General features: G+C 64.7%; 14 protein-coding genes. 7 read left to right on the top strand and 7 right to left on the bottom strand.

Annotated features, from left to right (window positions below):
- Positions 1–4: 4 nt before the first annotated feature.
- The 4 genes from M1248_RS21220 to M1248_RS21205 all read right to left on the bottom strand — a co-directional run bounded on the left by M1248_RS21220 (position 5) and on the right by M1248_RS21205 (position 3,511).
- Positions 5–634: a TetR/AcrR family transcriptional regulator gene (locus M1248_RS21220; protein ID WP_163724995.1), complete on the bottom strand. Its 630-nt coding sequence runs from the start codon at positions 632–634 to the stop codon at positions 5–7.
- A 30-nt stretch (positions 635–664) separates the two neighbouring features.
- Positions 665–2,200 (bottom strand): FAD-binding protein, encoded by a 1,536-nt coding sequence (locus tag M1248_RS21215; RefSeq protein WP_163724993.1) that lies wholly within the window; start codon positions 2,198–2,200, stop codon positions 665–667.
- Positions 2,197–3,075: an SDR family NAD(P)-dependent oxidoreductase gene (locus M1248_RS21210; RefSeq protein WP_232076049.1), complete on the bottom strand. Its 879-nt coding sequence runs from the start codon at positions 3,073–3,075 to the stop codon at positions 2,197–2,199. The genes M1248_RS21215 and M1248_RS21210 overlap by 4 nt, the downstream gene beginning before the upstream one ends.
- 73 nt (positions 3,076–3,148) lie before the next feature.
- Positions 3,149–3,511: a MerR family transcriptional regulator gene (locus M1248_RS21205; RefSeq protein WP_163724988.1), complete on the bottom strand. Its 363-nt coding sequence runs from the start codon at positions 3,509–3,511 to the stop codon at positions 3,149–3,151.
- A 340-nt stretch (positions 3,512–3,851) separates the two neighbouring features.
- On the opposite strand from M1248_RS21205, the gene M1248_RS21200 reads away from it, so the two are divergent.
- Positions 3,852–4,406, top strand: coding sequence for a PAS and ANTAR domain-containing protein (locus tag M1248_RS21200; protein WP_410506710.1), 555 nt, complete (start codon positions 3,852–3,854; stop codon positions 4,404–4,406).
- Between the two features lie 9 nt (positions 4,407–4,415).
- Here the strand turns inward: M1248_RS21200 and M1248_RS21195 are convergent, their stop codons facing one another.
- A complete protein-coding gene (locus M1248_RS21195) occupies positions 4,416–5,759 on the bottom strand; it encodes an APC family permease (protein ID WP_317149633.1) in 1,344 nt (447 codons plus the stop codon).
- Positions 5,760–5,886: 127 nt separating this feature from the next.
- A complete protein-coding gene (locus tag M1248_RS21190) occupies positions 5,887–6,771 on the bottom strand; it encodes a helix-turn-helix domain-containing protein (RefSeq protein ID WP_163724978.1) in 885 nt (294 codons plus the stop codon).
- A gap of 56 nt (positions 6,772–6,827) precedes the next feature.
- Between M1248_RS21190 and M1248_RS21185 the strand changes: the two genes are divergently transcribed.
- Genes M1248_RS21185 through M1248_RS21160 form a run of 6 tightly spaced genes read left to right on the top strand, consistent with a single transcriptional unit; the run spans position 6,828 to position 12,751 of the window.
- Positions 6,828–8,090, top strand: coding sequence for a sulfotransferase family protein (locus tag M1248_RS21185; RefSeq protein ID WP_163724974.1), 1,263 nt, complete (start codon positions 6,828–6,830; stop codon positions 8,088–8,090).
- On the top strand, positions 8,091–9,338 hold the full coding sequence (locus tag M1248_RS21180; protein WP_317149632.1) for an MBL fold metallo-hydrolase: 1,248 nt from the start codon (positions 8,091–8,093) through the stop codon (positions 9,336–9,338).
- Positions 9,335–10,075, top strand: a complete 741-nt coding sequence (locus M1248_RS21175) for an SDR family NAD(P)-dependent oxidoreductase (protein WP_163724969.1) — start codon at positions 9,335–9,337, stop codon at positions 10,073–10,075. Before M1248_RS21180 ends, M1248_RS21175 begins: the two co-directional genes overlap by 4 nt.
- A 13-nt stretch (positions 10,076–10,088) precedes the next feature.
- The gene (locus M1248_RS21170; protein WP_163724966.1) at positions 10,089–11,060 is read left to right on the top strand and encodes an LLM class flavin-dependent oxidoreductase; all 972 of its coding nucleotides are present in this window, start codon (positions 10,089–10,091) and stop codon (positions 11,058–11,060) included.
- A gap of 28 nt (positions 11,061–11,088) precedes the next feature.
- Positions 11,089–11,781, top strand: coding sequence for a TVP38/TMEM64 family protein (locus M1248_RS21165; RefSeq protein WP_163724964.1), 693 nt, complete (start codon positions 11,089–11,091; stop codon positions 11,779–11,781).
- A 31-nt stretch (positions 11,782–11,812) separates the two neighbouring features.
- Positions 11,813–12,751: a R2-like ligand-binding oxidase gene (locus M1248_RS21160; RefSeq protein WP_163724961.1), complete on the top strand. Its 939-nt coding sequence runs from the start codon at positions 11,813–11,815 to the stop codon at positions 12,749–12,751.
- Here M1248_RS21160 and M1248_RS21155 read toward each other — a convergent pair.
- A complete protein-coding gene (locus M1248_RS21155) occupies positions 12,743–15,592 on the bottom strand; it encodes an MMPL family transporter (protein ID WP_317149631.1) in 2,850 nt (949 codons plus the stop codon). The genes M1248_RS21160 and M1248_RS21155 overlap by 9 nt on opposite strands.
- Positions 15,593–15,682: the final 90 nt, after the last annotated feature.

Below are 15,682 nucleotides of genomic sequence, written 5' to 3'. Positions count from 1 at the left end.
CCGTCTACTTCTTCTTCGCTTCGACATGATCGGCCTCCACGCCGGCGATCACTGAATGAAGATAACGCTCAAGGCTTTTCGCGCTGTCGAGCTCGGCAAGCCCATACGCGAGCCGGAACAGGAACCCGCCGAGGAAGGTGACGACGGCGAATGCCTGCTCCTTGATCAGTTCGTCGTCGCGCGGCTTACCGACCGGCTGAACCTGCGCCACCGCAGCTTCGCTGATCGACTCGAATTGACCCATGAGCCCGGTGAACACGTCACCGAGCTCGGGGTCTCGCGATGCGATCATCATCAGCTCGAATCGCGCGCGCGCCCGGGACCGCTCGGGCTCGACGCCGGTGCGCATGGCCTGCTCGGCCAGCGTCGCCAGCAGCGAATCGACCTCGCCGTGTCCGGTCGCATCCATCGCCGCGGTGAAATCCGCGATGTCCAGCTCGATCACCCGGGCGATCGCCCCGCGCAGGAGTGCAGCCCTGGTCTGGTAATAGAACGACGTCGTGCCGTCTGGGAAGCCCGCCTGCCGGTCGACACGAAGATGGGTCACTCCCCGGGCGCCTTCGGCGGCCAGCAGGTGGATCGCCGCATCACACAGGTCGCGGCGTCGTTGTTCAACGTTGGGTTTTCGTCTCATTGAGGTGCACCAGCTTATCCGCCCCGGTCATCATGACCGCGCCATGTGCAATGCCGCACGGTGACTGAACAACAGCGACGCCCCGATGGGGTTGCCGCCGCCCGGGTAGGTCTCACCGGACACCGCGGCCATCGTGTTCCCCGCCGCATAAAGCCCAGGAATGGGCCGGTCTTCGGCGTCCAGCACGCGCGCATCGACGTCGGTGCGCAGCCCGCCCTTGGTGCCGAGGTCAGACGTGCCGAATGCCGCAGCCCGGAACGGCGGCGTGTCGATCGGCACCAGCGGCGACGCCCCGCCGGTGAATGCGCGGTCGAACGATTCCCGGCCGCGGCCGAAGTCCTCGTCGTCACCACGCTGCGCGAGTTCGTTGAAACGACGCACGGTTTCGACGAGATTTCCTTCCGGCACACCGATCTTGTCGGCCAGCTCCTCCAGGGTGTCGGCCTGCACCCACAGCCCGGCCGCCTCGTACTCACTCGTCGGCGAGAAGGAAACGTTGGTCGCCATCACCGGCGGCTGTTCACCTGCGCGGCTGTCATAGACCATCCAGTACGGCGTGTCGACGGTGCCGTCGCGCATCGCGGCCAAGATCTCACGGCCCAGCCGGTCGTAGGCGGCAGATTCGTTCACGAACCGGCGGCCCGCCTTGTCGACGAAGATGCCGCCGGTGAAGCAGAGCGCGAATGCCGCGCGGCCGTCGGGATGGATGAGCCCGGGCGACCACCAGGCCTGATCCATCAAATCGGTGCTCGCGCCGGCCGCGATCGCGGCCTTGTGCGCCAGACCGGTGTTGCCTGGCGCGCCCATCGTGCCCGATGCCGCTCCGGGAACACCGTATTGAGCTCGCATCGCGGCGTTCTGCTCGAATCCGCCGGCCGCCAAGAGAACGCCGCGTCGCGCCCTGATCGTCCGCCGCTCGCCCTCGCATTCCACGACCCCGCCTACGACGCGGCCGTCCTCGACGACCAACTCGACGAGGCTAGTATTCAGATACGCGGCCACCTCCGGGTTGTCGGCCATGGCCCAAAGAAAACGACCGATTACCGCGCGCCCACCCGTGAGAAAGTCGGGCAGCGGGCCGCCAAGGCGTTCGTGGTCCAACGGTCCGCGGACCTGCCCCTGGAAACGTCCGAGGCGATCGTCGGGCACCCCCTTGCAGACGGTGTGCCGCATGCCGTCGTTGCGCGCCCCGGGGACCGAGCTGTAGTAGTCCGGCCACGGCAGGATCTTGAACGCGAAATGGTCGTCCTGCTCGAGGTATTCGATCAGTGCCGCGCCGCCGCGTACATACGTCTCCTGAAGTTCGGCCGGCGTCCGGTCGCCAACAACGGTGCGGTAGTAGCGCAGGGCTTCGTCGATGGTGTCGTCGCTTCCCGCCCGGACCAATACCGGATTGCACGGATACCACATCCCGCCGCCACCGGAGTAGGCGAACGTACCGCCGAACTGATCGGTGGCCTCGACGATGGCTACCGAAAGTCCCTCACGGGCAGCGGTATACGCACCCGCAAGAGCACCGGCGCTGCCGGCCACCAGAACGTCGACAGTTTCATCGGCAATGCTCACAGGTTCCTCGATCTGTTGACGAAGCGGCCCTCCCGTGGCGAGAAGAGCCATCCGCCACCGGCTTTGGTGCCGCCGTCGACGGGAATGTTGTGGCCGGTGACGAACGCCGACTGATCTGATGCCAGGAATAGCGCGACCCGGGCCTGGTCCTCCGGCCATCCGACCCGGCCCACCGGCGCCCACGACGCCCACAGCTCGCCGACGTCCTCATAGCCGGTCAAATAGTCGACCTGGGGCGTCTGAGAGAGGTCGGTTCCGATGCCGTTGACACGGATGCCGTGCCGCCCGAGATCCACGGCCAGACAGGTGGTGAAGTGCGCCGCCGCAGCTTTCATCGCCCCGTACACCGGGTCTTTGGGGTAGCCCCGCATGCCCTCCACCGAATGCACGGTGACGATGCTGCCGCGGTGGGCGTCGATCATCGACGGGACGAAAGCCCTTGTGACGGCGAAGACATGACGCAGGTTCATGTCGTACTGCTGTTGCCACGACTCCGGCGTCGAATGGTGAAACGGCACCAGCGGCCGGTAGTCCCCCACGTTGTTGACAAGGACGTCGACCCGACCATGTTCGGAGAGCACGGCCTCGGCGAGCTTGGCGACATCGTCGTCGTTGGTGACATCGACGACATGGCAGCGGATCGATCCGCCGGCGCTGGACACGTCGTCGTAAATGTAGTCCGCGCGTTCAGCATCGACCTCGGCGACTTCGACGAGGGCTCCGTGTTGGGCGAACAGTCGGGCGATGCCCGCGCCGATTCCGTCACCACCGCCGGTGACGACTACGACCCGCCCGTCGAGCAGCCGGTTCCAGTCGTCGATCCGCGGGACACCGTCCGGCGAGCCGGACAGACCTACACTGTCGTCACCGGTCATGGCGACGGACTCTAGCGGCTCTCTTCGATGTGGCGGGCGACATCGCGTACCGCAGTCCCGACCTCGCGGCGATCTATGACTGCTTCGGCGTTCTGCGACGCTTGTTCTCAGCGCGCAGAGCGTGGATGTCACCTTTCAGCGTGACGTTGCGGTCGCTGAGAACGTCGTTCTGGTCTTCCAGCGAGAGGATGCGGGCGATGCCTGCGAGATTGATTCCCGCGGCGACGAGTTCGCTCACGCGCTGCAGGCGAACCAGGTCGTCCGCGCTGTAGCGCCGGGTGCCCCCAGGGCTGCGGACCGGCGTCACAAGCCCGTGGCTTTCATACAGACGCAGCGACTGCTTGCTGACGCCGGACAGCTCGGCGGCCACGGAGATGCCGTACACCCCGCGGTCCGTCGCGGGCGGGCCGGGCTTGGTGGTCTCGTCCTCGGTCATCGGTAGCGCAAACCTTCAGTGGTGCCGATGGGAAATGTGTGACTTCTCCCAGCCAATATATGTGCTGTTTGTTGCGCAAGTCCAGCGCTAGTGCTATATAAAATCTATTGCTAGTGCCATAGATTATCTGGTCTACGTAAACAGGGAATCTACGGAACGGGAGTGACGTCATGCCTCACAGCGGGTACGGGCGAGATGACGTCCCGGTCGGCGCGGGGTCTCCCGAACTCGATGCCACGGGGATATACGCCGATGGCGCGATACACCATACAACGCCGATCCGCGGGTTGGCAGTTTCCGCTTCTGGTTTGAAGGTCAGCGCTGGGAATGGTCTGACGAGATGTATCGGATCCACGGATATGCGCCTGGATCCGTCGAGCCGACATCCGCTCTGGTGTTGTCGCACCAGCACCCCGACGAACGAGATAGCGTGGAAGACCTTCTCGACCAGGCCCGATATTCGGGCGGGTCGTTCTCCAGTCGGCACCGCCTCTGCGACACTGCCGGCCGGGAGCGAAACCTGATTGTGGTCGCGGAGCGGATGCTCGATGCGACCGATGCAGTAGTTGGCGCGAGCGGCCACTACATCGATCTCACCGATGTGCTGGAACAAGGCCATCGAGACAATCTCGACAAGACCCTGCCGAAGCTCTTTGAAGCACGTGCGGTGATCGAGCAGGCCAAGGGAGCGCTGAGGCTCGTCTACGGCATGAACGAAGAGCAAGCCTTCAAGCTTCTGCAGTGGCGATCGCAGGAGAACAACACGAAACTGCGCGCACTGGCCAACCGACTGGTTGCCGAGCTCGACTCCCTCACCGAGGTGACGTCAGCGCTTCGTACCGAATTCGATCACCTCATCATGACCGTCCACGAGCGCGTCAACCACCGTAGCTAGCGATGGACCTCATGTGCGATTCGCACGCCGAGTTGCCACTCGCGCCGAAAGGTAAAGCACCACACCCACAACCAAGAGGATGGCCGCGAAGAGCCAGACTTTGGCGGTCTGCTGGGTGAGCAGCAGTACGCAGGACGCCACGCCGAGAACGGGGACCGCGGTCCATACCCGGAAGTGAGAGTGCTCGACTGTGTCGCAGCGCAGGACCAGCACGGCGACGTTGGTCGAGATGAAGACGATCAACAGCAGCAGGACGACAGTCTCCGCGAGCGTCGACAGATCTCCGACCAGGGTGAGCAACATGGCCACCACCGTCGTCGCCACGATGGCCACCCAGGGCGTTCGTCGCTGCGGCAGCACGCGGCTCAGCGCGCCGGGAAGCAGCCCGTGCTCGGCCATGCCATAGGCAAGCCGGCTCGACATGATCATGGTCAGCAGCGCGCCGTTGGCGACGGCGACGAGCGCGATCGCACTGAACAACCAGTCCGGAATGCCAACGCCGGACGCCGCTACAACCGCCAGCAGGGGTCCGGACGATCCCGACAGTTCACTCGACGGCAGGGCGATGGCGCTCGCGATTCCGACCAGGGCGTAGAGGACACCCTCGGTGATGAGCGCGCCGAAAAGCGCTGCGGGATAGACCTTGCCCGGATTGCGGATCTCCTCGGCGACGTTGGCCGAGGTCTCGAACCCGACGAAGGAGTAATACGCGACGATCGCACCGGCCAAGATCGCGACGGCAGGCGTCGCGCTCTCGGGAAGCTGGACTGCGCGGTTGATGTCGCCGCGTCCGCCGCCAACCATTACCGACACCGCGACGACGACGACGAGCAGACCCGTCAGCTCGATGACCGTCATCACGACGTTGCTCTTGACCGATTCGCTGATTCCTCTGGCGTTCAGGCAGGCGACGAGAGCCAGAAACCCGATGGCGGCGGGGATCGCCGGAACGTCGACGAAGGTGGCGAGATAGTCGCCGGCGAATGCCAGCGCGAGTCCGGCGGCGCTGGTCACCCCCGCGGCGAGCATGCAGAAGCCGACCAGAAACGACACCATGGGCTGTCGGTATGCGCGCTCGGCGAAGACCGCGGCGCCACCGGCCTTGGGGTACTTGGTGACCAGTTCGGCGTAAGAGCCCGCCGTCAGCAGGGCAAGCAGCAGGGCAACGAGCAGCGGCGCCCACAACATCCCGCCGACGTCTTCGGACAACACACCCATCAACGCGTAAATGCCGGCCCCCAGCACGTCGCCGAGGATGAACATGAACAACAACGGTCCGGTGATCTTGCGTTTGAGTTTGTCCGCGGCGTCGGCGGCGTCTTCGCCGGTATCTGCTCTAGCTGTCGACGTCATGTACCCCTCCTGGCGCATCGGAAGCGACGCCCATGCGACTTACCCACCGATCGACCGGCGAAACGGCATAGCACTCCGCCCGCTGCTCACCGCACATGCGTTGACCCAGAAAGACCACTCCGAGCGTTTAGCGGCTCTCTTCGATCCGGCGGGCGGCATCGCATACCGCGGCCCCGATCTTGCGGATCTCGCTGGCGTTCAGCCCGCGGAACGGCGCCGCGGTGATCGACATCGACACCAGCCCGTCGGAGTCCTTGACCGGCACCGAAATGGTCGCCACCTGATGGTCGGAGCTACCGTCGAGTTCGGCGGGCAGATAATCGACCAGCGCCAGATCGGCGAATGCCCCGGCCAACCGGGCCGTGATCTCGTCGGGCTCGCCGTCGGCGGCCAGCGCACGCAGGGCCATATAGACACGGACATATTCACGACTGAGCCGTTCGATCACATAGCCACGCTCGCGCACCTGGGCGAGCACAGCGGTCAGCCGCCTGCGCAGTCTGGTCGACGGTTCACCTATCCCAGCGAGCCACGCCTTGATGGCCGGCTCCCCCGCCCACGCCACATAATCGCGCCCGAACGGCGCCACCAGCGGCATGCGCAAACCCGCCGTGACGCGCGGAGCGGTGAGCGAATCCCCCACCGAGTCGGTGACCACCAGCGACGCATTCTCGCGCCGGGCCAAGAAGACCTGCGCGCCAACGGTTTCGGACAGATTCTCCAGCAGGGGGCGGAATTCTCGGTCGTTCGTCGGTCGGGCCAGTGCGCCGATGGCCGGACCCCACGAGTAGCTCGCCGAGGATTCGTGCCGCACGACCCAGCGGTGGTGAGCGAGCGTGGCCAGGATGGCGTGGCCGGTGGCGCGGCTGATGCCGAGACTGCGGCAGATGTCCGCGAGCGAGAAGTTGCGCTCCGGGTGGGCGGCCAGCAGGTGCATCACCGCCACGACGCGTTCGGTAGGCGGGGAGGGCACTTGACGGCGTCCGCTTCCGGCGTCTACGTTCAGCGTCACAATATCGAACAGTATGTCGAATATTCGAATCACGCAATCACATCCGAGGACCGGCGATGGGCAGCACGGCTGAGCTCAGCTTCGACGACCTGACCGCACCGCAGCTGACCGATGTCCAGCGGCAGATTCTCGAACACACCGAAAGCCGCCATGTCGACCTGGACATCGATCGGATGGTCGCCGAGGCCGTCGCCGAGGCGGGGGCCGACGACTTCGCCGCGGACGACGGTTTCTGGGACCGGGTTGCCGCCTACGTCGGGGCGATCGACGACGACGGCGGCCTGACACAGTTGATCCGCGGAACGCTGCGTCAACGCATTGTGAGGCTGCTGCGCAACCGGCTGTCGTTGACCGAATTGCTCAAGCGCCACCCGGAGATCGAGTCGATTCCGATCGAGAAGCCGTTCATCGTGGTGGGGATGCCGCGCTCGGGAACGACGCATCTGGTCAACCTGCTGGCCGCCGATCCACGTCGCCGCGCGCTGCCCTACTGGGAAAGCCAAGAGCCGCTGCCGATCCCGGGCCAGGGTCCCGATGTCAACGGCGTCGACCCGCGGTACACCCGCGCGAAGAACGAGCACGAGGCGATGATGATCAGCGCTCCCGCCACCGCCGCCATGCATGACCGCTTCCCCGAGGCGATCGAAGAGGAAGTCGAGATTCTCGACCTGGACTTCGCCGGGTATGTCCTTGAATGGCACGCCCGCGTCCCCGACTGGCGAGACCTCTATCTCAGCCTCGACCAAACCCGGCACTACGGATACCTGAAAAAAGTCCTGCAGGCATTGACGTTCCTGCGCGGTCCCCGTACCTGGGTGCTGAAGTCGCCACAGCACTGCGAGCAACTCGGCCCGCTGATGTCGACGTTCCCCGATGCCACCGTCGCTTTCACCCATCGCGATCCCGTCGCGGTGATCCAGTCCGCCATCACGATGATGGCCTACTCCGACCGGCTCCGTCGCCGCAGCATCGAACCGCAGTGGCTGCTCGACTATTGGTCGGACCGGGTCGAGCGGCTGTTGCGCGGCTGCGTGCGGGACCGGGGGCTGGTGCCAGCCGAGCGCAGCGTCGATATCGGCTTTCACCACCTCAACGGCCACGAGATCGATCTGCTCGACGACCTGTACGCACGCGCGGGCGTCGAGCTCACCTCCAAGGTCCGCAGGGCGTTCCAGGCGTATCTGGACAGCAACCCGCGCGGCAAGCACGGGTCGGTGCGCTATGAGCTGCAAAGGCACTTCGGGGTGTCGCCCGACGAACTACGCTCGCAATTCGCCTTCTACTTCGAACGATTCGATGTGCGACCCGAAGGACACTAGTTGAGCGAAGAACCGATCTACCGCAGTCGTCCTGGCGCCGATGCTCTCGCCCCGGCAGCGGCCGAACACGCCGAGGAAGTGGTACCCGGCGTCTGGTGCTCGCCTGGACTGTCGAACACCTATCTGCTGACCACCACCGACGGCCGCGTCGTCGTCAACACCGGGATGGGATTCGAAAGCCAGGTCCACCGAGCGAATTTCGACGCCGTCGATTCGTCCCCCATCCGCTACATCATCGTCACGCAGGGCCACTACGACCACGTCGGCGGACTCGATACGATGCGCGACCCGCAGACGCAGGTGGTGGCGCAGGCCAACTGGCGTCACTGGCGCGACGACAACGAGCGTCTGCTGGCCTACCGCGCCAACAACAGCGCCTTCGCGTTCTCCGACAAGCTCGCCAAGGGCATCGCCGCGATCCAGCAGCGGTTCGGGAAGCGGCTCCCGGCCCAGGCCGCACACTCCGCCGACATAGACGTGGACGACTCGCTGGTACTGACCGTCGGCGGCCGCACCATCGAACTGCTGGCAACACCGGGCGGGGAGACCACCGACTCGATGGTCGTCTGGCTTCCTGAACAACGGGTATGTCTGTGCGGCAACACCTTCGGACCGGTCTTCGGACATATCCCGAATTTCGTCACGATGCGCGGCGACCGGTACCGCGACCCACTGACGGCCATCGCCTCGATCGAAAGGGTGCGCGAGCTTCGGCCGGAAGTCCTGATCACCGGACACTTCGAGCCGATCCGCGGCGCCGATCTCATCCACGCCGAGCTGACCCGCCTACGCGACGCGATCGCTTACCTCCACGACCGGACGGTGGAGGGCATGAATACGGGTAAGGACGTCTACACCCTGATGCGGGAGATCACGCTGCCCGCCGAACTCGAGGTCGGCCAGGGCTACGGAAAGGTGGCCTGGGACGTGCGGGCTATCTGGGAGAACTACTCCGGGTGGTTCCATCACCGTTCGACCACAGAGCTTTACGACATCGGACCTGACGAGCTCACCGTCGACCTTGTCGACCTCGCCGGCGCCGAGCGGGTCGTGGCGCGGGCCGAAGAGCGGCTCGCGGCGGGCCATCCGGTGCATGCGATCCATCTCGCCGAGGCCGTCGTTCATGCCGACCCGCCACACACGCGCGCACGCGCCGTGCTCAAGGCCGCACATGAGGACCTGCTCGCCGCCAGCACCAACTTCTGGGAATCCGCTTGGCTGACCAAGAAAATCGGAGACTACTCTTGACCGCGCGCGCTACGTTCGACTTCACCGGGACGAAGGCACTGATCACCGGCGGCACGAGCGGGATCGGCCACGCCACGGCGACGCTGTTCCGCGACGCAGGCGCCACGGTGACCATCACCGGCACCAAGGCCGGGCCCGGCGACTACGACACCGACCTCACCGGCATGACCTACCGGCAGCTCATCCTCACCGACACGGACTCGATCGACCAGTTGGTTTCGGCGACAAGCACACTCGATGTGCTCGTCAACAACGCCGGAGCCAACTTTCCCGGCGGACTCAATGAGGCCGAACCCGACGGCTTCGAGGCGTCCGTGGCGCTCAACCTCACCGCGCCCTACCGCCTGACCGTCGGGCTGCGCAAAGCGCTGGCCGCGTCTGGCGGTGCGAGCGTCGTGTTCCTGTCGTCGTTGTCGGCGCTGCGGGCGGTGACCATGGTGCCCGGCTACGGTGCCGCCAAGGCCGGCATCGCGAGCCTCACGCACAACCTCGCCGTGAAGTGGGCGCCGCGCGGCATCCGGGTCAACGCGGTGGTGCCCGGCGTGATCGACACCCCGATGACCGAGCTCGCCCAGACGGTGCCGGAGATCATCGACGCCGAGCTCGCCCGAATCCCGCTGGGCCGCTTGGGTACACCAGCCGAGATCGCCGGGACGATTGCCTTTCTGTGCACGGAGCAGAGTTCCTACACCAGCGGGGCGCTGTTCATCGTCGACGGTGCGTCCACCAGCCAGTGAACGAGGCGTTCCAATGACGATGGCGATCCTGCGGTTCAATTTCGCCGCGCCACAGGACGACCCGGCCGCACGCCGCGACCGCATACAGGCCGCGATGGAACTCAGTTCCTGGTCGGAAACACGCGGTGTGAGCGCCGTCAGCTTCGACGAACACCATCAGAGCGGGCACGGCTGGAGCTGCAATCCCGTCATGACCGCCGCAATCCTGCTATCGCGCACCGAACGCGTCGTCGCCAGCGTCGACTGCACGCTGGGACCCCTGTGGCACCCGGTACGGCTCGCCGAAGACATCGCCATGGCCGACACGATCGGTGGCGGACGGTTGATCGTCACAATCGGAATGGGATACCGGCCCGTCGAATACGAGTTGTTCGGAACGCCATTCGACAAACGCGGCCGCCTGATGGACGACCTGCTCGACACGCTGATGTCACTGTGGTCGTCACCGGACTTCACCCCCGGCCCGCTGACACGCCCCCATCCGACGGTGTTCGTCGGCGGCAGTGTGCGCGCGACCGCCCGGCGGGCGGCCAGACACGGTCTGCCGCTCAACCTGCCCAGCCACCTCCCCGAACTCGCCGACTACTACCGCGAACTGTGCGCCGAGGCAGGACACACGCCGATCGTCGTCATGCCGCCGCCCCGCAGCCGCGGGATGGTCTTCCTGCACGAGGACCCGGACCGAGCGTGGGCCGAACTCGGCGAGCACTACCTATGGGAGGCGGGCGTCTACTCGGGCTGGGGTGGCGGTGAGGTGCATTCGTTCATGCATGGCACGGAGAAGATCGAGACCCTTGACGACGTCAAAGCCGCCGGACGGTATCGCTTCATGTCGCCCGAGCAGTTGGTCGCCGACGTGAAAGAGAATCCGCACGATCATGTGGTGCTGCACCCGCTCGTCGGCGCCATGCCGATCGAGGAGGCATGGAAGTCGGTCCAACTTCTGACCGACGAGGTGCTGCCCGCCCTCAAAGGGCGTCGATAGGACATCAGCGGGCACAATCGCAGTCAACATGTCCGATATCGAGGAACCACCGCCCGCCTCGCGGCGGCGCCACATCGTGCGCCTTGCCGTTGTGGTGGCGTTCCTACTCGGGTTGTTCTATCTCGTGGCGATCGTCAGGGTGATCGACGTCGAAGCGGTTCGCAACGTCGTCGCCGCCACGGGTCCAGCCGCCCCCGTCGCCTACGTCGTGGCGTCCGCTCTGCTTGGAGCCGTGTTCGTACCGGGGCCGATCCTGGCGGCGGGCAGCGGCGTGTTGTTCGGGCCCGTAGTCGGCCTGGCCGTGACGCTGGGGGCGACCGTAGGGACGGCGATCATCGCGAGCCTGATCGGCCGTCGCGCCGGCCGCGCCAGCGCACGCGAACTGCTCGGCACCGCACGGGCCGATCGGCTGGACAGTCTGATCGAGCGGCGCGGATTGTGGGCGGTCGTGGGGCAGCGCTTTGTCCCGGGGGTGTCCGACGCACTCGCGTCCTACGCGTTCGGCGCATTCGGAGTGCCGCTGTGGCAGATGGCCGTTGGCGCCTTCATCGGGTCGGTGCCGCGGGCGTTCGTGTACACGGCGCTGGGCGCCTCGATCGGCGATCTGAATTCACCGTTGGCGTACGTCGCGGTCGCGATCTGGTGCCTAACGGCCGTCGTCGGCGCGTTCGCCACCCACCACGGCTACCGCAGATGGCGGGCACGCTCCACCTCCCATTGACTGTGACAGCAGTCACACTAGAGTCGGGGTCATGGACAGGAACCACTCTGATTCACTCGCCGCGGGCGGCCTCAACTGGGACAGCCTTCCCTTGAAGCTCTTCGCCGGCGGTAACGCCAAATTCTGGGATCCGGCCGCTATCGATTTCTCCCGCGACCGGGCCGACTGGGAAGCCATGTCGGAGCTCGAACGGGACTGGGCGACCCGACTGTGCGCGCAGTTCATCGCCGGCGAGGAGGCGGTGACCCAGGACATTCAGCCATTCATGGCCGCCATGCGCGCCGAAGGGCGCCTCGGCGACGAGATGTACTTGACCCAGTTCGCGTTCGAAGAGGCGAAACACACCCAGGTCTTTCGGATGTGGCTCGACGCGGTCGGCCTGACCGATGACCTGCAGCATTATCTGGACGATCTGCCGTCCTACCGCCAGATGTTCTACGAGGAGCTGCCGAAGTCACTCAACGCACTGGCAACTGATCCTTCGCCTGCCGCTCAGGTCAGGGCATCGGCGACGTACAACCACGTCATCGAGGGAATGATGGCGCTCACGGGGTACTACGCGTGGCACCGCATCTGCGTGGACAACGGCATTCTGCCCGGCATGCAGGAATTGGTGAGGCGCATCGGGGACGACGAGCGTCGTCACATGGCGTGGGGCACCTTCACGTGCCGGCGCCACGTCGCTGCCGACGATGCCAATTGGGATGTCTTCGAGAAACAGATGGCAGAGCTCATTCCATTGGCCCTGCGCAACACCGACGATGCGTTTGCCCTCTACGACGAGATCCCGTTCAACTTCACCATGGACGAGTTCACGGCGTACGCCACCGACAAGGGGATGCGGCGGCTCGGAACCATCGGCAGTGCCCGCGGCCGACCACTGGCCGAAATCGACGTCGACTACTCGCCGGTTCAACTGGAGGACGCATTCGCCGACGAGGACAAGAAAGCGCTCGCGGCCTCAGCGTGACGCACCGATCCCCTTGGCATTCAGTCGCCGCTGGGATGCCTCCGTCCGGATGACCTGAGGCCACCAGAACCATCGGCCCAGCAGTGCGGCGATCGATGGAGTCATGAACGACCGGACCACCAGCGTGTCGAACAACAATCCGAGCGCGATGGCGGTGCCGGTCTGGCCCATGACAATCATCGGACTGACCGCAAAGGTCGCCATCGTGAAGGCGAACACCAGTCCCGCCGAGGTCACCACAGACCCGGTTCCTGCCATCGCGCGGATGATGCCGGTGTTCAGCCCGTGATGAAGCTCCTCCTTGAATCGGGAGACCAGCAGGAGGTTGTAATCCGACCCGACCGCGAGCAGGATGATGACCGACATCGCCAACACCATCCAATGCAGTTCGATGCCGAGGATGTACTGCCAAAGCAGAACTGAGAGCCCGAACGAGGCACCCAGCGAAATCAACACCGTACCGACGATGACCGCGGATGCAACCGCGCTGCGCGTGATCATCAGCATGATGGCGAAAATCAATGCCACCGCTGCGATCCCGGCGATCAGCAGGTCGTAGGTGTTGCCGTCCTTCATGTCCTTGAACGTTGCAGCGCTGCCGGACAGATAGATCGTCGAGCCCTCAAGTGGGGTTCCCTTGATGGCTTCTTTCACGGCGGTTCGCAGCGGATCGATGCGCGCGATTCCCTCATTGGTTGCCGGATCGCCCTCATGCTCGATGATGAAGCGCACCGACTTGCCGTCCGGCGAGATGAAGTTCTCCATCCCCTTCTTGAAGTCGGCGTTGTCGAACACTTCCGGTGGCAGGTAGAACGAGTCGTCGTTCATCGATTGATCGAACGCTTCGCCCATCGCGCCCGAGTTGTCCTGCATCGCCGACATTTGATCCTGCATGCCCTTCTGCGTGGCATACATGGTCAGCATCATGGACCGCATGGTCTTCATCGTCTGGATCATCGGCGGCATCAGGGTCACCATCTGCGGCATCAGCTGATCGAGGCGCTCCATGTCCGGCAGCAGTTGCTGGATGTCGTCGGTCATCGTGTCGACGCCGTCGAGGGTGTCGAAGATCGACCTCAAGGCCCAGCAGACCGGGATGTTGAAGCACTTCGGTTCCCAGTAGAAGTAGTTGCGCAACGGTCGGAAGAAATCGTCGAAATTGGCGATATTGTCCCGCAATTCGGCGATATCGACCGTCATGTCCTTGATCTTGCCCACCATCGAATGGGTAGTCGCCGCCATCTCCGCGGTCAGCGACGACATCTTCTCCATCGTTGCGATGGTCGTTTTCATCTCGTCGGCCTGCACCAGCATGTCGGCCATCCGGTCCTGCAGATATTTCTCGTTCATCTGCTGGGTGGTGCCCTGCATGCCGATCAGAAACGGAATCGACGTGTGCTCGATCGGCTTGCCGTCGGGTCGCGTGATCGCCTGGACACGCGCGATCCCGGGGACGCGGAAGATCGCCTTGGCGATCTTGTCGATGACCAGGAAATCGGCCGAGTTGCGCAGATCGTGATCGCTTTCCACCATCAGCAGTTCCGGGTTCATCCGCGCGACGCCGAAATGGCGCTCCGCCGCGGAATAGCCGACGTTCGCGGGAATATCGGCGGGCAGATACACGCGGTCGTTATAGCTCGACTTGTAACCGGGCAGCGTCAGCAGACCCACCAGAGCCAGCGCCAATGTCGCGACGAGGACGGGGCCTGGCCACCGCACCACGACGGTGCCGAGACGGCGCCACCCGCGGGACTTGATGCTGCGTTTGGGTTCAAAGAGTCCGAAACGGCTACCGATCGCAACCACCGCAGGACCCAAGGTGAGGGCGGCAGCAACGGCGACGAGCGTGCCCACCGCGCACGGCACTCCCAAGGTCTGGAAGTACGGCAGCTTGGTGAAGCTCAGGCACAGCATCGCACCAGCGATCGTCAGACCGGACCCGAGCACGACATGGGCCGTCCCGTGAAACATCGTGTAGTAGGCGGACTCCCGGTCCTCACCGGCGCCGCGCGCTTCCTGGTAACGGCCGATCAGGAAGATCGCGTAGTCGGTGGCCGCCGCAATCACCAGTAGGGTCAGCAGCTGCACAGCGAAGGTCGACAGCCCGATGATCTCGTGATAACCGAGAAAGGCCACGGCGCCGCGGGAAACCCCGAGCACGACGAAGACCATCAGTATCACCATGATGACCGTGCGGATCGATCGATACACCAGCAGCAACATGACGATGATCACGACGAAGGTGATCATCGTGACCATCAGGATGCTGTTGTCGCCCGCGTGTTGCTGGTCAGCCCACAGCGCGGCGCTTCCCGTGACGTAGACATTCAGCCCCGGCGGAGGCGGCGCCGAGTCCACGATCCCGCGGACGGCTTCGAGGGACTCGTTGGCGAGGCTTTCGCCCTGATCACCACGGAGATAGATCTGCACGAATGCGGACTTGCCGTCATTGCTCTGCGCTCCGGCCGCCGTCAGCGGGTCACCCCAGAAGTCCTCGACGTGTTCGACGTGAGCGTCGTCGGCCTGCACTCTGTCGATCAGGCGGTCGTAGTAGCGGTGCGCTTCGGCGCCGAGCGGAAGGTCGCTCTCCAGAACGATCATTGCGCTGCTGTCGGATTCAAACTCCTCGAAGTTCTGGCCGATGCGTTTCATCGAGATATAGGACGGTGCAGCAGTCGGATTCATCGAGACCGTTTGATCCGCACCGACCTTCTCCAATGACGGCAGGAGCGTGTTCGTGGCAACGGTCAGCACCAGCCAGCCGAGCAGGATCGGCACCGACATCACACGAATGAAGCGGGCGATCCTCGATCTTTCCGTCGAGGTCTCACTCAGCCGCATGCACCGCTCCTCCGGGACGCGACGAGAATCGCCACGCTAGCCCGGATTTTTCGCGCAATGTCGCCTGTGACGGTGTGTAGATAAGCGAAA

The organism is Mycobacterium sp. 29Ha, assembly GCF_032883055.1.
In the GTDB taxonomy this organism is placed as follows: Bacteria; Actinomycetota; Actinomycetes; order Mycobacteriales; family Mycobacteriaceae; genus Mycobacterium; species Mycobacterium gallinarum.
The sequence above is the reverse complement of the archived record's forward strand: the minus strand, read 5'-3'. Positions and strand labels throughout refer to the sequence as shown.